The sequence below is a fragment of the Mesorhizobium sp. WSM4313 genome (assembly GCF_002294725.1).
GTDB lineage: Bacteria > Pseudomonadota > Alphaproteobacteria > Rhizobiales > Rhizobiaceae > Mesorhizobium.
The window spans coordinates 158,327-175,963 of record NZ_NSFT01000004.1; the positions used below are offsets into that span (position 1 = coordinate 158,327).

Annotated in this window: 15 protein-coding genes; 11 read left to right on the top strand and 4 right to left on the bottom strand. The window is 64.7% G+C overall.

What is annotated here, in order from left to right; genetic code table 11:
• Positions 1–83: 83 nt before the first annotated feature.
• From CK219_RS11325 to CK219_RS11345, 5 genes are all read left to right on the top strand, one after another.
• Positions 84–539, top strand: coding sequence for a hypothetical protein (locus tag CK219_RS11325; protein WP_095766858.1), 456 nt, complete (start codon positions 84–86; stop codon positions 537–539).
• Entirely contained in the window at positions 536–5,014 is a 4,479-nt protein-coding gene (locus CK219_RS11330) for a YadA-like family protein (RefSeq protein ID WP_095766859.1), read from the top strand. The genes CK219_RS11325 and CK219_RS11330 overlap by 4 nt, the downstream gene beginning before the upstream one ends.
• Before the next feature lie 100 nt (positions 5,015–5,114).
• Positions 5,115–5,654, top strand: coding sequence for an invasion associated locus B family protein (locus CK219_RS11335; protein WP_095766860.1), 540 nt, complete (start codon positions 5,115–5,117; stop codon positions 5,652–5,654).
• 12 nt (positions 5,655–5,666) lie between these two features.
• Positions 5,667–6,386 carry a hypothetical protein gene (locus CK219_RS11340; RefSeq protein ID WP_095766861.1) on the top strand — a complete coding sequence of 240 codons (720 nt, stop codon included), beginning with the start codon at positions 5,667–5,669 and terminating at the stop codon, positions 6,384–6,386.
• A 49-nt stretch (positions 6,387–6,435) separates the two neighbouring features.
• Positions 6,436–6,912 (top strand): DUF4189 domain-containing protein, encoded by a 477-nt coding sequence (locus CK219_RS11345; protein WP_095766862.1) that lies wholly within the window; start codon positions 6,436–6,438, stop codon positions 6,910–6,912.
• A 70-nt stretch (positions 6,913–6,982) separates the two neighbouring features.
• Here CK219_RS11345 and CK219_RS11350 read toward each other — a convergent pair whose 3' ends face one another.
• Both CK219_RS11350 and CK219_RS11355 read right to left on the bottom strand, forming a co-directional pair.
• Positions 6,983–7,633 (bottom strand): LysE family translocator, encoded by a 651-nt coding sequence (locus tag CK219_RS11350; RefSeq protein ID WP_095766863.1) that lies wholly within the window; start codon positions 7,631–7,633, stop codon positions 6,983–6,985.
• A 25-nt stretch (positions 7,634–7,658) separates the two neighbouring features.
• Positions 7,659–8,282 (bottom strand): FMN-binding negative transcriptional regulator, encoded by a 624-nt coding sequence (locus tag CK219_RS11355; protein WP_095767168.1) that lies wholly within the window; start codon positions 8,280–8,282, stop codon positions 7,659–7,661.
• Positions 8,283–8,358: 76 nt separating this feature from the next.
• Between CK219_RS11355 and CK219_RS11360 the strand changes: the two genes are divergently transcribed.
• Positions 8,359–9,786, top strand: a complete 1,428-nt coding sequence (locus tag CK219_RS11360) for a PLP-dependent aminotransferase family protein (protein WP_095767169.1) — start codon at positions 8,359–8,361, stop codon at positions 9,784–9,786.
• A gap of 12 nt (positions 9,787–9,798) precedes the next feature.
• On the opposite strand, the gene CK219_RS11365 is transcribed toward CK219_RS11360, so the two are convergent.
• Both CK219_RS11365 and CK219_RS11370 read right to left on the bottom strand, forming a co-directional pair.
• Complete coding sequence (locus tag CK219_RS11365; RefSeq protein WP_095766864.1) at positions 9,799–10,620, bottom strand: L,D-transpeptidase; 822 nt, start codon at positions 10,618–10,620, stop codon at positions 9,799–9,801.
• Between the two features lie 171 nt (positions 10,621–10,791).
• Positions 10,792–11,457 carry a haloacid dehalogenase type II gene (locus tag CK219_RS11370; protein ID WP_095766865.1) on the bottom strand — a complete coding sequence of 222 codons (666 nt, stop codon included), beginning with the start codon at positions 11,455–11,457 and terminating at the stop codon, positions 10,792–10,794.
• A 151-nt stretch (positions 11,458–11,608) separates the two neighbouring features.
• Between CK219_RS11370 and CK219_RS11375 the strand changes: the two genes are divergently transcribed.
• From CK219_RS11375 to CK219_RS11395, 5 genes are all read left to right on the top strand, one after another.
• A complete protein-coding gene (locus CK219_RS11375; protein ID WP_095767170.1) occupies positions 11,609–12,487 on the top strand; it encodes a branched-chain amino acid aminotransferase in 879 nt (292 codons plus the stop codon).
• Between the two features lie 210 nt (positions 12,488–12,697).
• A complete protein-coding gene (locus CK219_RS11380; RefSeq protein WP_095766866.1) occupies positions 12,698–13,300 on the top strand; it encodes a superoxide dismutase in 603 nt (200 codons plus the stop codon).
• A 193-nt stretch (positions 13,301–13,493) separates the two neighbouring features.
• Positions 13,494–13,928, top strand: a complete 435-nt coding sequence (locus CK219_RS11385) for a cytochrome c (RefSeq protein ID WP_095766867.1) — start codon at positions 13,494–13,496, stop codon at positions 13,926–13,928.
• Positions 13,929–13,938: 10 nt separating this feature from the next.
• Positions 13,939–14,883, top strand: a complete 945-nt coding sequence (locus CK219_RS11390; RefSeq protein ID WP_095766868.1) for a cytochrome c — start codon at positions 13,939–13,941, stop codon at positions 14,881–14,883.
• Between the two features lie 191 nt (positions 14,884–15,074).
• Positions 15,075–17,621: an AMP-binding protein gene (locus tag CK219_RS11395; RefSeq protein WP_245340454.1), complete on the top strand. Its 2,547-nt coding sequence runs from the start codon at positions 15,075–15,077 to the stop codon at positions 17,619–17,621.
• Positions 17,622–17,637 lie beyond the last annotated feature (16 nt).

Genomic DNA, 17,637 nt, shown 5'->3' on the forward strand with positions numbered 1-17,637 from the left:
GCAATTTGTTGGAATACGAGCCCCGGAAAACCTGTCTTTCTGCAGCAAATCCGGTATTCGGATTCTAAGCTGGCCGAGGGGACATGAGCGACGACACGGCGGTTCGCCGGAGCCTTTCCGAGGAGATCGGTTACTGGCTGGAGTCGGCATCGCGGACGCTTGAGAAGCGCTATGGAGATGGCGTGCCCCTGGCCAAGCAGGACATGCTGCTGGCCCATTATCTTTACGGCCTCACGACCGTCGTTCACGCGCATGACACACCTGCCGTCCATCTGGCGGCGGTGCGCTCCTATCTCGAGCGGCTGATCCCAACCGAGCGGGTTGCCGCGGCGCTCCAGGCTGTGCCCGAGGCGGGTGACGCCTGGCTTGAAAACACGCTCGATCGCGTCGAGGCGATCGGTGAAAAACAGGGCCATGCGCTGCTCGCGCGCGGCGCCGATGTGATCGTTCCATTTTCGAGCAGACACGCTTTGGCGGCAGGGTCGGCGGAACCTGCCGTTATCGAGCGCGACCCACCAAAGGAGGCATTCTCGCAATGAACTTCAGGCAAGAACGTATCGCTCAGCGCGGGTCGGCCCGATTTGCTGGAAACTGGGTCTCCGTCGCTCCCGAGAGCCGTTCGCTGCGCCGCCGCCTGATGGCGACGCTGCGCAACGCGCATCGCGTGCTCGGCATGCGACGCAAGGGACGTGGGCTCGGCAAGCTCGGCGTCGGCGCAAGCCTTGGGTATATTGCATCGGCCGCCGCTTTGTTCCTGTTCGCGGCGCCGGCGCAAGCGCAATATGCCGCTGGCGGCGGGTCCGCGACCGCTCCCGAGACCATAGCGATCGGAAATGGCTCAACCGCCAGCCTCAACTGGGCCATAGCGCTCGGCTTCCAGGCTCAATCGACAGCGCAATACTCTGTCGCTATCGGCCGAACCGCGTCGGCCACCGGCCCCGGCGGCGCGGTGGCGCTGGGCTCCGGCACAATTTCGAACAACGTCAATACGGTAGCGATCGGCGTCAGCTCCAGTGCAACCGCCGCGGGTGCCAGCGCCCTGGGAACCTTCTCCGTTGCTTCGGGTGGCAACGCCACAGCCGTCGGCGTCAGTTCCTTGGCCAGCGGCGCCACCTCCTTCGCCGGCGGCTGGGGGACCCAAGCCACCGGGCTGCGCAGTACCGCGATTGGCAATTCATCTGTTGCGTCGGGAATAGATGCCTTTGCTCAAGGTACTTCCGCCACCGCAAGCAACCAGAATGCCATCGCGATCGGCTTCCAGTCGGTCGCTACACAGATCAACTCCATCAATATCGGCGGGCGCACTCTTGCGGGAGCGGGCGCTACTGCGCAGGGCGCCATCGCTCTTGGCACCGATGTGACGGCGTCTCAGCAAAACACCGTTGCCATAGGCATCCTGACCAAGGCAACGGGAACGAGCGCCACGGCTATGGGCAACACAGCCAGCGCCTGGGGCAACCAGTCTATCGCGCTCGGCTTGGGAGCGCAGGCGGGCGTTCAGGCCAATACGGCCCTGCCCAACAGCATCGCGATCGGCACCAATTCGCTCTCTTCGGGCGCTTTCGCCACGGCCATGGGTGCTACTTCAATTGCGAGCGGCTCCGCCAGCACGGCGGTTGGCAACACCGCCGTTGCCAGCGGCCAAAACGCGTCCTCGTTTGGGTCCGGAGCGAATGCGACGGGAGACAATTCGCTTGCTGCCGGCGTGAGCGCCAACGCGGCTGGCGCACAGTCCGTGGCACTCGGCATCGGGACCGTAGCCAGCGCCGACAATTCCACCGCCGTCGGACGTGACACCCGCGCCACTGGACTCAACAGTACCGCGCTCGGCCGCGGCGCCCAAAGCAGCGCCGTGAACTCCATCTCTCTCGGCGCAGGGACGAGGGCGTCCGGGATAGGCGCCGTCTATGTCGGCTCGAGCACTTTTGCAACGAGCGCCAGTGGAGACAACGCCATCGGCATCGGCACGGACGTGACGGCATCTGCGGGCGACGCCCTTGCGATGGGACGCGAGAGCCAGGCGACTGCAGCCAACGCCGTCGCGGTCGGTCTGCAGTCCGCTGCGCTCTCCGCCGACTCCATCGCCATCGGAACGGGCGCGACTACCGATGGCGGCAAGGCCGTGGCCATCGGCGCCGGCAACACCGCCTATGGCGACGGCGCGGTGGCCATCGGCGATCCGAGCTACGCCAGCGGTACCGGCGCCTTCACCGGCGGCGCCAATAACATCGCCAACAGCGACGGCACGGCGACCGCTACCGCCGCCAATATGGCCAACGGCGCCGTTGCCATCGGCAACAGCAACAAGGCGATCGGGCAAGGCTCCGTGGCGCTGGGCAACGGCTCTACCGCGGGCGCCGCCGGTCTCGCCGGCAATGTCGCCCTGGGCGACGGCGCTACTGCGGCGGCAAGCTCCGGCGACGTGGCGCTCGGCTCCGGCTCGGTAACCGCCGCAGCAGTCGGCACCAGCGGCACGACGATCGGCACCACGACCTACGCCTTCGCCGGCACGACGCCGACCTCGACCGTCAGCATCGGCGCGCCGGGCGCGGAGCGGACCCTCACCAATCTCGCCGCGGGCCGGCTCAGCAACGCCTCGACCGACGCCATCAACGGTTCGCAGCTTTTCGCCACCAATCAGCAGGTGACGCAGAACACGACCGATATCGCCAACATCGGGAATACGATCACCAACATCAACACCGGTGCCGGCATCAAGTATTTCCACGCCAATTCGACGCTGCCCGACTCCCAGGCTCTGGGGACGGATTCGGTCGCGATTGGCCCCAATGCCGTGGCCAACAACGCCGGCGACGTGGCAATCGGCCTGAACTCCGTATCCGGCACCACGACGGTTGTCGGCGGCACGACGATCGGCGGTGTGAACTACGCCTTCGCCGGGGGAACCCCGGCGGGCGCATTCTCGGTCGGCTCGGTGGGCGCGGAGCGTCAGATCCAGAACGTCGCGGCCGGGCGGTTGAGCAACTCCTCGACCGACGCGGTCAACGGCTCGCAGCTCTTCGCGACCAACCAGCAGGTAACGCAGAACACCACAGATATCGCGGCCAACACCGCCGACATCACCACTCTCGGCAACACGATCAACAACATCAATACCGGCGGCGGCATCAAGTATTTCCATGCCAATTCGACGCTTGCCGACTCCCAGGCTCTGGGGACGGATTCGGTCGCGATTGGCCCGAATGCCGTCGCCAACAATGCCGGCGACGTGGCGATCGGCCTGAATTCGGTGTCCGGAACCACGACCAATGTCGGCGGCACGACGATCGGCGGCGTCAACTACACCTTCGCCGGCGGAACGCCGGCCGGCGCGTTCTCGGTCGGTTCGGTGGGCGCGGAGCGCCAGATCCAGAACGTCGCGGCCGGGCAGTTGAGCAACTCCTCGACCGATGCGGTCAACGGCTCGCAGCTCTTCGCGACCAACCAGCAGGTGACGCAGAATACGACCGATATCGCCGCCAACACCGCCGATATCACCACGCTCGGCAACACGATCAACAATTTTGCCGGCGACACCTCGACTGCATACACGGACGCCAATGGCGACGGCATCCGCTACGTGCGCACCAACGACACCACGCTGCCGATTACCGACGCCTTCGCGCAAGGGGTTGGCTCCTCGGCGCTCGGCTATCAGGCGACCGCATCCGCCGCCAATTCGCTGGCTCTCGGCCGCGGCACCGCGGTCACCATCGCCGACGGCGTGGCGCTGGGCTCCGGCTCGGTTTCGGATCGCGCCGTCGCGCCCGCGTCGGGATCGATCCTCTCCGGCACCGGCCTCATTCCCTACAACACCGCGGATATGAGCCTGCTCGGCGCCGTCTCGGTGGGAACCTCCACCGCTTATCGCCAGATCATCAACGTGGCCGACGGCACGCAGGACCAGGATGCGGTCACGCTTCGCCAGTTGAAGGGCGCGCTGAGCTCCTTCGCGGTAACGGGGACCATGTACTTCCACGCCAATTCGACCGCGCCGGACTCGCTGGCGGTCGGCGCCGAGTCGGTCGCGATCGGCCCGCGCACCACCGTCAACGGCGACAACGGCATCGGCATGGGCAACGGCGCCATCGTCCAGCAGACGGCGCCGGGCGGCATCGCAATCGGCCAGAACGCGACCTCCAACCAGGCCGACAGCATCGCCTTCGGCACCAACTCGACCGCCAACGGCGCCCAGTCCATGGCGCTCGGCGCCGGCGCCACGGCCAATGAGCCGGGCAGCGTCGCGCTCGGCGCCGGCTCGACCACCGCCGCCGCAGTCGCCACCACCGGCACGACGATCAACGGCGTCAACTACACCTTCGCCGGAACCGCTCCGACAAGCACGGTGAGCGTCGGCAGCGTCGGCAACGAGCGCACCGTTACCAATGTGGCGGCGGGGCGGATCAGTGCCTCCTCCACCGACGCCATCAATGGCAGCCAGCTCTATGCGACCAACCAGGCTGTCGAAGCAGTGCAGGGAAGTGTCGGCAATCTGAATGAATTCGCCGTCCAGTATGACAAGAACCCGGACGGCACCAAGTCCAATTCGCTCACGCTTGTCGGCGGCGACGTGAATGCGCCTGTCGTCATCCACAATGTCGGCCCCGGCGTCGCCAACACCGATGCGGTCAACGTGCAGCAACTCAATCTTGGGCTGGCGACAACGTTCGACAACTCCAAGGCCTATACCAACCAGGTGGCGGCAACCACGCTGCAGCAGGCCAATGCCTACACCGACTCCAAGCTCAGCCAGCTCAACATGGATATGGGCGAGGCTCGGGGCGAGGCGCGCCAGGCCGCCGCGATCGGCCTTGCGGCCGCCTCGCTGCGCTACGACGACCGTCCGGGCAAGTTGAGCGTGGCGGCCGGCGGCGGCTACTGGCGCGGCGAAGGCGCCGTGGCGTTCGGCGCCGGTTACACCAGCGAGGACGGCCGGGCGAGAGCGAACGTTTCGGGCACGACGGCGGGCGGGCACTGGGGTGTCGGCGCGGGTGTCAGCTTTACCCTGAACTAGAGCGTGATCACGAAAAGTGCGTAGCGGTTCTGCGAATGATCATGCTCAGGCAAGGAGCCCGTCCACGGTCGGGCGAGCCGTCTCTGCCGTGGCACTTTGCATGGTTTGCCTGCTCCTGCCCGGCCCGCGCGCGGCCGGGCAGGAGGCGGCCCAGCCCGCCTATCGGATAAAGCCTTCCGACGTCGCGGTGCCCGCGGGCGTGAAGCTTGGCGACTATCAGCGCACCACTCGTCCGTTCGAGAACTGGACGCTGATCTGCGACGAGAACCTGCAGGCCAGGAAGAAGGTCTGCAACATCGGCCAATCTTTCATCGATCAAAGCCAGGCGTTGGTCTTCAGCTGGTCGCTCGCGGCCGACGAGAAAGGCAAACCCTTCATGATATTGCGGACTCCGAGCGCGGCAGGTAAGGGCAGCAAGCTTTCACTGAGACTTGCCGGCCGCAAACAGCCGGTCGACGTTCAACTGCAGGGCTGCGATGCGTCGGTTTGCGTCGGCTATGTGCCCGTCGGCCCGGTGCTTCGCGAGCAGATCAGCAAAGAGACCACGGTCCAGGTTTCCTATTCCCTGCCGTCGGGGACGACCGTCAACCTTGATGCCCCGTTCAAGGGACTCAAGACCGCGCTGTCGGCCATCAACTAGAAAGACTTCGAGATGACACGCCAATCCATCGAGGACAGAATCCTGACGCAGCCGGTCGCGCTGCCGGAGCCGCCGGCAAGTCCACCGCCACAGCGTTCGCCAGGCTGGCGCCTGGCGCGAAACACGGCGTTGCTCGGCGCGTTCGCGGTCTTGGTCGCGGCGGCGGTGGTCTTGTCGTTCCGTCTCTATCCCGCGCTTGGGACATTCGTCGCTGGCACGGCCTCCGCGCAGGCGCAGGCGCCCATGCAGGGCAAGCCGGCGGAAGCCGTGCCCGCGCCGGTCGACGCCTCGGCAAACAAGAATCCGTTTCAGGCGCATGTCGCGCAGGCAGGCGTCCGCACCTGCGCCAATCTCTTTGCCGCGATGGGACAGGCTCTGACTGCCGGGTCGACCTATGCGATCCAGACGCAATGGGACAAAACCTCACCCGACACCCATGCCGTGCAGGCCGTCGCCGGGATGAGCTACAACCTGCCGGACTACAAGACGCAGGCCGCGGGCGTCGTTTTTGCCTCGCCTGTCGGCCAGAGCTGCGAGGGTGGCTTCATGCGCGTGGCGCCATTCCCGCGCTCTTGCCAGGAAGTCGCCGGAACGCTCCCGAAGGGCAGCCTGCTGGCGGACAATCTTTCGAACACGATGCTTTTCAACCTGGCCGACAATGCCGGCCAGGCGCTGCTGGTCCCAACCGGCAACACTTGCATCGTCGTCTCGGTCGCGCGCATGGGCGGCTAGAGCCGGGCATGACAGTCGATTGCTGAATAGCTGCAACTGGAGCACGAAGATGCTGATCAATCCCCGCCTTTCGATCCCGCTGCTTGCGGCGCTCGCCGGGCTTACGATTGCGAGCAACGCGGCTGACCTGATCGCCCCGTCACCGCCGGCGCAGACCGGCGAGGAAAAGGGCATCTGGGGCGCGATCGCCTACTCGCCGGGCGACGGCCGTCACGGCTTTTTCTGGGGCGCCGACAAGCGGCAAGAGGCGGAAGACATTGCGCTCAAGCATTGCGAGAATGCAGATGGCAAGGGCTGCCGGGTGGTCGAGGTGTTCCGCAACCATCGCCATTGGGACGATGATGACGGCACCGGCTTTCCCTATGAGCACTGCGCGGCGCTTTCGGTAGGCAAGAGCCGTGGCGAGGCGACGCCGTTCTGGAGTGCAGCATCAGCCGCGACCCGCCGCGAAGCCGAGGAGAAGGCGACAGCCCAGTGCGGAGGCGAGAGCAAGGAGTGCAAGATCCGCGAGTGGGTCTGCACCTGACGGGAGGCAGCCGTTGGATATTCCGTCGCGTCCGGATGTCGGCGAGCGACACAGCGCCTGATCTTGGCAATCAGAGGGCAGGGCGCTTGGCGATGGCCAGGCCGATGCCGAGCGCGATCATTGCGCCGCCTGACGCCTCGCGCAGGCGGCGTATCACATTGTTGCGCCCGGCCGCACCGTGTCGGATACGGCTCGCCACGAATGCGACTAGGACATCGGCAAGCGTATTGAGCGTTACCGACACGAAGCCGAGGGTCATGAACTGCAGGGCGACATGGCCGGCGCTGAGGTTCACGAATTGCGGAATGAAGGCTAGAAAGAAGGCCGCCGTCTTCGGATTCAAGGCCTCGACCAGCACGCCTTCGCGAAACGCTCGGCCGGCGCCGACGGCAGGCGTCGGCGTCCCGCCTTCCAGCATCGTCTTTGCCTCGCGGCGCGCGGACTGAAAGGTGCGGAAGCCGAGCCAGACGAGGTAGACGGCGCCGATCAGCTTCAGCGCCGTGAACAGTTCCGCGCTCGCAAGCACGATTGCCGAAACGCCAAGGCTGCCGGCAAGCACATGGACCATGCCGCCCAGCCCGGTCCCGAAACTCGAAGCGAAGCCTTCCGCGCGTCCTCCGGCCAGCGTGCGCGCCGCGACATAGAAGATGCCCGGCCCTGGCGTGATAGCAAGCAGGAAGGCCGCGGCGAGATACAGGGCGAATGGGGTCAGGTCCGGCATGACGGGCTCGCTAGGGGATTGCGTTTCAAACCGGGATGAGTGGCGCGACCTCGCGGTCCGACGGCCGGTCGCTGGATGAGAGGCCGGACACGACACCGGCGCGATCGGCGGCGTTGCGGTTCTGGCTCATCTTGCGCTTGCCTTCGAGCTTTGTAACCGGCATGCGCAGGCCGACAATGCCCTTCAGTTGCGATTGAATGAAATCCGCCGGCGCGTCCGACACCGCCCAGGGCGCGGCGCGCTCGCCTTCATGCAGGTTGGTCAGGCGGGTCACGACCTCGAGCAGCCTGTCGGCATCCTCGAAGAATTCGACAGGACCATGGGCATGGACGGCGACATAGTTCCAGGTCGGGACGACCTTTCCGGTCTCGTGCTTGGTCTGATACCAGGCGGGCGTCACATAGGCGTCCGGCCCCATGAACATCGCCAGGCCGTCGCCCACCAGCGGCACGCGCCACTGCGGGTTTGCCTTTGCGACGTGCCCGTAGATCACCCCATGCTCACCCTCGTTCTCGTCGAGCAAAAGCGGCAGATGCGTAGCCAGCGGACCTTCCGCCGTGGCGGTGATCAGCGTCGCCAGACGCGCCGCGCGGATCGTAGCCATTAGGCTCTCTTGATCGTCGTCGCGGAAGGCAGGCGGGATGTACATGATGAAACTCCTTGCGTTGCACAGGAAGATGCCGGAAAGCTGGCTTGCTTGGAACATCCAGTTTTGAAGGTTTTTGGTGGTCCAGTTGGAGCAGGACGGCGTCGCACGCCGCATCATCGCGGCCATCAAGACGCGGATCCACAGCGGCGCCTACAGGCCCGGCGATCGCTTGCCGTCGACGCGGGCCTTTGCCGCCGAATGGGGCGCGTCGCGGACCACGGTGACCGCGGCCTACAGCCAGCTCGATGCCGAGGGCTATCTGATCATCCGGCAAGGGGCGCGCGCGATCGTTGCTCCGGGGCTGGAGAAGGCGTCGGGAGAAGCGCCCGTCGCGGCCGCTTCGCCACGGCACCTGTCGGCATTCGCGCGACGGTTGCTGACCCTGCCTCCGACGGCGTTGGCGCAGCCGGCCAAGATTGCGGATTTTCGCTATGGCGACCTGTCCGGAGCGGACTTTCCCGTGCTGGCTTGGCGGCGGGCGTCGAATAAGGCAATCGTCAACCGCGCCGCGCGGCTGCGCTATGGCGACCCGCAGGGCTCTTCCGGTCTGCGTAATGCGCTTCAGGCTTATCTCTGGCGGGCTCGCGGCATTAATCGCACGCCGGACCAGATCGTCATCGTCAACGGCTCGCAGCAGGGGCTCGACCTCTGCGCGCGACTGCTGCTCGACCCCGGTGACCCCTTTGTGATCGAGAACCCGGGCTATCTGCTGGCACGCCACGCCTTCGTGGCGGCGGGAGGCATTGCCGTGCCCGTTCCTGTCGATGCCGATGGGCTACGGACGGAAAAGCTGCCGCCGGCCCGTCTCGCCTATGTGACGCCCTCGCATCAGTTTCCGCTCGGCGGCGTGCTTTCGGCGACGCGGCGGCGTTCGCTGCTGGCCTGGGCCGCCGGCACGAGGGCCTATATTGTGGAAGACGATTATGACGGCGAATACCGTCACGACATCAGCCCCATTCCGCCGCTGCAGGCGCTGGACGCGGACTCGGTCATCTATGTCGGCACGCTGTCCAAGACGCTCTCGCCGACCTTGAGGCTCGGCTATCTCGTCGTTCCCCCGAGCCTTCGCCGGGCAGTCGGCGAGGCCAAGCGCCTGACCGACCGGCATGCTCCGATGCTGGAGCAGGACGTGTTGGCCGAGCTGCTGGCGAGCGGCGCCTACGAACGCCACGTGCGCAGCATCCGCAGGAAGAACGCCGAGCGCAGACAGGTCCTGCTGAAGGCTTTGACTGACCATCTCGGGCCGCGGGTCACTGTCGCCGGAGCCGATACCGGCCTGCATGTCGTCGCCTGGATGAACGGCATCGATGCCGGACGCGAACCGGCGATCATCGCCGCGGCGCGCGCTGCCGGCATCGGCCTCTATCCTGTGTCGCCCCTTTATGATCCGAGCAGGCCTAGGCCGGAAACGGCCGGCTTCATCCTGGGCTACGCCGGGCTCGAGGCGGAGGCATTGCGACGCGGCGTCGCGGTGCTGGCCGCCATTTTGGCCGAGCACCGCTGACCGATTGGGGTCTTAGAAAATCTCGTTGGTGAGCCGCTTCACCGGGCCGAGCAGGATCGAGCCCGTCGGCACGCCATTGTCGATCGGGATCGCCTTGCGCTCCGGCATGTCCTCTTCAGGCGCGCCGATATTGGCCGTCACGATGACCGGGGTCTTGGTCGGCACGCGGTCGTAGAGGTCGATGATGTCCTGGTTGATCAGACGCACGCAGCCCGACGACACCGACTTGCCGATCGACCACCATTCGGGCGAGCCGTGCAAGCGGTAGAGCGTGTCCTGGTTGCCCTGGAAGAGATAGAGCGCGCGCGCCCCGAGGGGGTTCTTCAGGCCGCCGGGCATGCCGCCATTCTTGGCGCTGAATTGCGTCAGTTCCGGCTGGCGGGCCACCATCTCGTCCGGCGGCGTCCATTTCGGCCATTTCTGCTTCCACTGCACGACCGCGTCGCCCGACCATTCAAAGCCGGCGCGGCCGAGGCCGACGCCGTAGCGGATCGCCTGGCCGCCCTCGCGCACCAGATAGAGGAAGTGACCGGTGGTATCGACGACGATGGTGCCCGGACGCTGTCCGGTCGGATCGGGGACGATCTGGCGCAAGAATCTGTGATCGATCTTGTTGACCGGGATGGCCGGCAGGTCGAAGCCATTGTCCGACATCGCGCCATACATCGTCTCGTAATCGCCGAGCGGCGGCTCGACATAGGCGGGCGGCGGCGGCTGGACGGGGGCTGGTGCAGGACCGGTGGTGGTGCAGGCGGACACGGCGGCCGAGGCAGCGCCGAGGGCTGTGAAATTGAGGAAGCCACGGCGGCTGATGCGGAAGGAAGCGTCTGACATGGTTGCCTTTTCTAGGTCTTAATTCGCAAGAAAACATGAACCCGCGGGCACGTCGCGGCGGCATTCATAACAGTCGGCGGCGATAGGCGGTTCCAATTCTGGCCTGAGGGTGGACAGAAAAAGGCGAAGCTGTGACCGCGCCACAGCTGTTGCCCTGGAGCAACAGCGGCGTCAGACCTCCGCCAGGAGACCTTCGAGCGAAGGCAAGATCAGCCCCGGCGGGAGGTCGCGATACTCGTCCGGCTGGTTGGTCCGGTTGATCCAGACCGTGCGAAAACCGAATCTCGTCGCGCCGGCGATGTCCCAGCGGTTCGACGACTGGAACGAGACCGCGCCGGGGTAAAGCCGCCAGCCGGTGACCACCATGTCGTACACCGACGGGTCGGTCTTGAAGCGTTTGACCTGGTCGACCGAAAACACGTCGTCGAGGATCTGATCGAGCGCCGCGGATTTGACCGCCGCGTCGAGCATTTCCGGCGAGCCGTTGGAGAGGATCGCAAGCTTCGCGCCCGACGCTTTGAGCGCCTTCAGCACGGCAGGCACTTCCGGATAGCAGTCGAGCCGCCAGTAGGCTTCGAGCAATTTCGTCCGCAGCGCCGGATCGGCCGAGGGCACTTTGCACAAAGCGAAATCCAGCGCCTGCTCGGTCAGTTGCCAGAAGTCGGCGTACGCACCCCCCATCAATGTCCGCACCCAGGAATATTCGAGCTGCTTGGCGCGCCAGATTTCGGAGAGAAGCTGGCCGTCCGGGCCGATCTCGCCGGCATGACGGCGCACGGCGGCATGCACGTCGAACAACGTGCCATAGGCGTCGAAGACATAGGCAGCATGATGCATGTCCCAAGTTTTGCGGCGCGCAGGCTTGCCGCGCAAGCATTGATTGCGGCCAAGTGCCTCTGGCCCCAACGATTTTTCCCGATGTCAATTGACGCCAACCGTCAAAGCATCGTCCTATGGCGGACTGAAATCACTCAATTGGACGGCGACCATGACACTGGCGGCGGCGGCGCAAACCGCGACTTGGACCTATGTGGACGGCGACTGGTACGAGGGCAACGTCGCCATTCTCGGGCCGCGCAGCCACGCCATGTGGCTCGGCACCAGCGTCTTTGACGGCGGCCGCTGGTTCGAGGGCGTCGCGCCCGATCTCGAGCTGCACTCCGCTCGCGTCAACGCCTCCGCGATCGCGCTTGGCCTGAAGCCTTCGATGACGACGGAAGAGATCGTCGGCCTGACTTGGGACGGTTTGAAGAAATTCGACGGCAAGACGGCGGTCTATATAAGGCCGATGTATTGGGCCGAGCATGGCGGCTATATGGGCGTGCCGGCCGATCCGGCCTCGACGCGGTTCTGCCTCTGCCTCTATGAATCGCCGATGATCCCGCCATCCGGCTTTTCGATCGGCGTTTCGCCGTTCCGGCGCCCGACCATCGAGACCATGCCCACCAACGCCAAGGCCGGCTGCCTCTACCCCAACAATGGCCGTGCCATTCTGGAGGCCAAGAACCGCGGCTTCGACAACGCTTTGGTGCTCGACATGCTGGGCAATGTCGCCGAGACCGGGACCTCTAACATCTTCCTGGTCAAGGACGGTCATGTGATGACTCCGGCCCCGAACGGCACGTTTCTGTCGGGCATCACCCGCTCGCGCACCATCAGCCTGCTCGGCGACTACGGTTTCAGGACCACCGAGAAAACGCTGTCGGTCCGCGATTTCCTCGAAGCCGACGAGATATTCTCGACCGGCAACCACTCGAAAGTGGTGCCCGTCACGCGCATCGAAAACCGCGATCTGCAGCCCGGTCCGGTGGCCAAGAAGGCGCGCGAGCTCTATTGGGAATGGGCGCATTCGACGTCCGCCGCCTGACCCGCTGGAGCGTTTCACCGTTTCAGGGAAACGGCGACACGCTCCATCTTCCTGTTTTGCGCAATTCCGCACGGAAAACCGTTTCGCACTTTTCCTGGAATTGCTCTAAAAAGTCGCTCGGCGCTCCATTCCGGAGTTGCCCCGATCCATTCCAGACCTATCTTAGCCCGGTAGTATCACCGGACTTTTTTCCTCGAGGGAGTACCATCCATGGCTTTTGAGTTGCCCGCCTTGCCCTATGACTACGAGGCCTTGCAGCCTTACATGTCGAAGGAGACGCTGGAGTATCACCACGACAAGCACCACAAGGCCTATGTCGACAACGGCAACAAGCTGGCGGCCGAGGCCGGAATGGGCGACCTGTCGGTCGAAGAGGCCGTGAAGCAGTCCTTCGGCAAGAATGCCGGGCTCTTCAACAACGCCGCCCAGCACTACAACCACATCCATTTCTGGAAATGGATGAAGAAGGGTGGCGGCGGCAACAAGCTGCCGGGCGCGCTGCAGAAGGCCTTCGACAGCGACCTCGGCGGCTACGATAAGTTCAAGGCGGATTTCATCGCCGCCGGCACCACCCAGTTCGGCTCCGGCTGGGCCTGGGTCTCGGTCAAGAACGGCAAGCTGGAAATCTCCAAGACCCCGAACGGCGAGAACCCGCTGGTCCATGGGGGCTCGCCGATCCTCGGCGTCGACGTCTGGGAGCACTCCTATTACATCGACTATCGCAACGCCCGGCCGAAATACCTCGAAGCCTTTGTCGACAGCCTGATCAACTGGGACTACGTCCTGGAGCTTTACGAGAAGGCCAAAGCCTGAGTGATTTTGATGAGAAGCCCCGGTTCGCCGGGGCTTTTCTTTTTCAGGAGAAACCCGGCAAAATCGTCACGGCGCCGGGGAATAACCCCACCATCACGCTCGTTAACGTCCAGAGCAGTTCCAGGAAACGTGTTGAACGGTTTTCCGTCCGGAATTGCGCCAGCGAACCCTCTTCATCCACGGAGCCAATTGAATGAGAAAGCTTGTCATCGCCATCTCTATGCTTGCCTTTGCCGGCTCGGCGTATGCCGACCCGATCCAGGGTCGCCAGGCCCTGATGAAGGAACGCGGCAAGCTCGCCGGGCAGATCTCGAAGGTGGTCAAGGGCGAGACGCCTTTCGATGCCGCCGCCGTGCTGGACGCGCTGAAGGCACTGCAAGCCAATGCCGAGAAGTTCGATGTCGACACGCTGTTCCCTGCCGGCTCCGACAGGGGCGACACCACGGCCGCGCCGAAGATCTGGGAAGACATGGCGGGCTTCAAGGCGGCCGAGGACAAGTTCCTGGCCGATACCAAGGCCGCGGTCGCTTCCCCGCCGGCCGATGTCGACGCGCTGAAGGCGCAGCTCAACACGCTGGGCGGCGATTGCGGCACCTGCCATCAGACCTACCGGATCAAGAAGAGCTGATCGCTTGACGATGGCCTGGCTGAAGAAGCTAGTCGGCGCCGTCATCGTGCTTGGCGCCGCCGCGGCCGGCGCCAGCTGGGTTCTGTCGGCGCCGGTCAGGCTGGACGCCGGCACCGTCGCTGACCTTTCCCCTGGCCACGCCGCCAGGGGAAAGCGGATCTTCTACGCCGGGGGCTGCACCTCCTGCCACGCCAGACCTGGCGCCCAGGGCGACGCCCGCCTCGAGCTCGTCGGCGGTCTGGAACTCAAGACGCCGTTCGGCACCTTCGTCCCCCCCAACATCTCGCAGGACCGGAAGGACGGCATCGGCGCCTGGAGCGAGGCGGACTTCGCCAATGCCATGCTGAAAGGCGTCTCTCCTTCCGGCGAGCATTTCTATCCGGCCTTTCCCTATGCCTCCTACGCGCGCATGAAGCCGGCCGACATCGCCGATCTCTACGCCTTCATGAAGACGCTGCCGGCGATTGCCGGCAAGGCGCCGGATCACAGGCTTTCCTTCCCCTTCACCATCCGTCGCGGCATTGGCCTCTGGAAGCTTGTCTATCTCAGCCCCGAACCGGTGATCGCGCTGCCGGAGGGCGCGCCGGACAAGGTTCTCGCCGGCCGCTACCTGGTCGAGGGTCCGGGCCATTGCGGCGAATGCCACACGCCGCGCGATTTCGCTGGCGGCGTCAGGAAAGGCGAGTGGCTGGCGGGCGCCGTGGCCGCCGAAGGCTCGGGCGTTGTGCCCAATATCACCCCGCAGGGCGGCACCAAGGACTGGTCGGAGGCCGACATCGCCAATTACCTCGAAACCGGCTTCACACCCGATTTCGATTCGGTCGGCGGCTCCATGGTCGACGTGCAGCGCAACATCGCGCAACTGACCGCCGACGACCGCGCGGCGATTGCCGCCTACCTCAAGGCCGTCCCGCCACACCCCAACGGCTATCCGGCGCGCAAGCCGGCGAGTTAACCTGCGCACGCGGCGTCAAACCCGCGACCATACATGATGGCGTAAAGCGGTTTGGCATGCCCAATCGGTGGCGAATTAGTTGACTTGAATACTCATGTATTATAGGCGCTTCGGGCCAATTCCCCGAGGACCGAAGCTTGCCCACGCCCTCCATCGACCTTGCGTCCGGATTCACCCATGACGAGCAGCGCGTGGCGCTTGTCCTCGCCGGCGGACGCATACTGTCCTACAGGGAACTCGGCGGTCTTGCGCTAGACTTCGCGTCACAGTTGGGACGAAGACAAAAGCGGCTCGTGGCGATTGCGGCGGAAGCTTCCGAGCACGCAGTCGCCGCCTATATCGGAGCCCTGCAGGCTGGGCACGCAGCGGCCATGCTGCCGCCGTGCGACAATAGGCTTTGGGACGATTTCCAGGCAGCCTTCCAGCCGGATTTCACCTACAGGCCAATTGACGGCCGCTGGCGTCTCGTTGAGGAAGCTCGATCCGCTGGAGATGCGGAGCCGCTGCATCCCGATCTCGCGCTGCTGCTGATGACGTCCGGCAGCTCGGGCGCCGCCAAGGCGGTCAGGCTTTCCTACGGCAATCTCGAATCCAATGCACGCTCGATCGCGGCCTATCTCGAGCTCTCTTCCTTCGACCGTGCCGCTCTCGTGCTGCCTCTCCACTATTCCTATGGGCTGTCGGTCCTCAATTCGCATCTGATTGCGGGCGCTAGCGTCCTCTTCACCGGCATGTCGGTCATGGACAGCGACTTCGTCAGCACGATAGACCACGGCGGCTGCACGAATCTGTCTGGTGTCCCGTATTCTTACGAGCTTCTGGAACGGGTGCGTTTCCGCGACGCTGAGCTCAGGGCGTTGCGCATGATGACGGTGGCGGGCGGAGCGCTTGGCCCGGACCTCATCCGCCTTTATCGGAACCACATGGTCGCCAGGGGCGGCCGCTTCTTCGTCATGTATGGCCAGACCGAGGCGACGGCACGCATGGCTTTCGTGCCGCCGGAGAGCCTTTCCGACAAGGAGGATCGGATCGGCGTGGCGATTCCGGGCGGCAGCCTCGGTATCGTCGACGCTGCAGGCGAGCCGATCAGCCAACCAGGCATTCCCGGAGAGCTCGTCTATCGCGGTCCGAACGTAATGATGGGTTACGGCACGCGGCGCCTCGACCTCGCGTGCGGCGCAGAGCTCGAGACCCTGAACACTGGCGACATTGCCGTACGGGACCAACATGGTTTCTTCCGCATCGTCGGGCGCAGAAGCCGCTTCGCCAAGATCGCAGGCCTCAGGATCGGCTTCGATACGATGGAACAGGCGCTGGAGCGCGCCGGCATTGCCGCCGCGGTGGTTGGCGACGATCGGGGATTGCAGGCCTACGTGATAGGCGCCGACCAGACCGGGAGAGCACGGCGCATTCTTGCCGAGATCAGCCACCTGCCAGCCAATCTGGTTTGGGTTGCGACGCGCGAGGACTTTCCCAGACTTGCCTCTGGCAAGATCGACTATGCCTGCCTCCAGCAGGAGATGTTGGAAGGGCGAACGGAAATCCGCTGTGAGCGGGGCGGTCTGCTCGGTGCCTACGCCCGCGTATTCTATCCCGTGGCCGTCGGCCGCAATGACAGCTTTGTCTCTCTTGGCGGTGACTCCCTTCGATTCCTGCAATTGGCTCTGGAACTCGAGCGTCTCGGCATGAACCTGCCGGACGGATGGGAACGCTTGAGCATTGCCGAGCTGGCAAACCGCCAGGCGGCGGGACTTCCCGAACACCGGCACGCAAGCGAGATGCCGACCGATTTAGTGCTGAGGGTTATCGGGATCCTGCTGGTGGTCGTGCATCACGAAACGCTGTGGCCCATCCCCGGCGGCTCCGGCGTCATGATGCTGCTGGCCGGCTACAGCCTTGCTCGTTTCCAGTCGGCCCATTTCCTTGCCGGTCGAATTGGGCACGCGCTCAAACCAGCGATCGGCGTCCTGATCCCGTATTTTCTCATTGTCGCCGCTTACGCTGCAGCCTGGCGGACGATCCCCTGGGCTTCGATGACGCTTACTGGGAATTTCGGCTATGCCGAACCGGAGCGTCACGAGATGATTCCGTACCTTTACTGGTTCATCGAGGCCTATTCGCAGACGCTCCTGCTCTTCGCTCTAATCTTTGCCATTCCTGCAGTCCGCAAGCTTGCCCGGGCTCACCCCTTCATTTTCTCGCTCGGCCTTTTGGGGGTTGCCGCTGTCGCGCGCTTTTCGTCCCCATCGCTCGTCGACCTAGGCAACCGCCAGATATTCACGATCTATTGGGTTTTCCATTTGGCCGTATTCGGTTGGTGTGCCTGTTTCGCCGACACTCCGGCGAGAAAGCTGACTCTGACCGCGCTTGCCGCCGCTGTGCTGGGTTATTTGGCCTTCTGGGAGTCGGTCTGGTTCGGGACGACGGTCAAATATCTGATGATCTTCGCGGCGCTTTTGGTCCTTCTTTACCTGCCGCGCGTTCGCCTGCCGGCCGGGATAGGGCGGCTGGTTGCCCAGGTCGCCGTCGCGGCGTTTCCGATCTACCTTTTCCACCGTTTCGTCCCGGAAATATTGATGGCGCCCGCCGCGGGCAAGCTGCCGGTTCCGATCTTCCAGCTGCTCGCGATCGCCGGTGGCATTGCCTTAGGCATTGTTTCCGGCAAGGCCTTGGCAGGCATCCGAAACCTGCGTGGCAGATTGGCCCTGGGACGCCAGCCGGAATTGCTCTCCGCCTGATCCACGCTCGTGCCGC

What these genes read in the sequence shown, in the direction of transcription:
- CK219_RS11390 (WP_095766868.1), top strand. Translation starts at nt 13,939, where the DNA reads ATGGCCTGGCTGAAGAAGCTAGTCGGCGCCGTCATCGTGCTTGGCGCC.
- CK219_RS11370 (WP_095766865.1), bottom strand. Translation starts at nt 11,457, where the DNA reads ATGCATCATGCTGCCTATGTCTTCGACGCCTATGGCACGTTGTTCGAC.
- CK219_RS11385 (WP_095766867.1), top strand. Translation starts at nt 13,494, where the DNA reads ATGAGAAAGCTTGTCATCGCCATCTCTATGCTTGCCTTTGCCGGCTCG.
- CK219_RS11375 (WP_095767170.1), top strand. Translation starts at nt 11,609, where the DNA reads ATGACACTGGCGGCGGCGGCGCAAACCGCGACTTGGACCTATGTGGAC.
- CK219_RS11330 (WP_095766859.1), top strand. Translation starts at nt 536, where the DNA reads ATGAACTTCAGGCAAGAACGTATCGCTCAGCGCGGGTCGGCCCGATTT.
- CK219_RS11365 (WP_095766864.1), bottom strand. Translation starts at nt 10,620, where the DNA reads ATGTCAGACGCTTCCTTCCGCATCAGCCGCCGTGGCTTCCTCAATTTC.
- CK219_RS11340 (WP_095766861.1), top strand. Translation starts at nt 5,667, where the DNA reads ATGACACGCCAATCCATCGAGGACAGAATCCTGACGCAGCCGGTCGCG.
- CK219_RS11345 (WP_095766862.1), top strand. Translation starts at nt 6,436, where the DNA reads ATGCTGATCAATCCCCGCCTTTCGATCCCGCTGCTTGCGGCGCTCGCC.
- CK219_RS11355 (WP_095767168.1), bottom strand. Translation starts at nt 8,282, where the DNA reads ATGTACATCCCGCCTGCCTTCCGCGACGACGATCAAGAGAGCCTAATG.
- CK219_RS11335 (WP_095766860.1), top strand. Translation starts at nt 5,115, where the DNA reads ATGGTTTGCCTGCTCCTGCCCGGCCCGCGCGCGGCCGGGCAGGAGGCG.
- CK219_RS11325 (WP_095766858.1), top strand. Translation starts at nt 84, where the DNA reads ATGAGCGACGACACGGCGGTTCGCCGGAGCCTTTCCGAGGAGATCGGT.
- CK219_RS11380 (WP_095766866.1), top strand. Translation starts at nt 12,698, where the DNA reads ATGGCTTTTGAGTTGCCCGCCTTGCCCTATGACTACGAGGCCTTGCAG.
- CK219_RS11350 (WP_095766863.1), bottom strand. Translation starts at nt 7,633, where the DNA reads ATGCCGGACCTGACCCCATTCGCCCTGTATCTCGCCGCGGCCTTCCTG.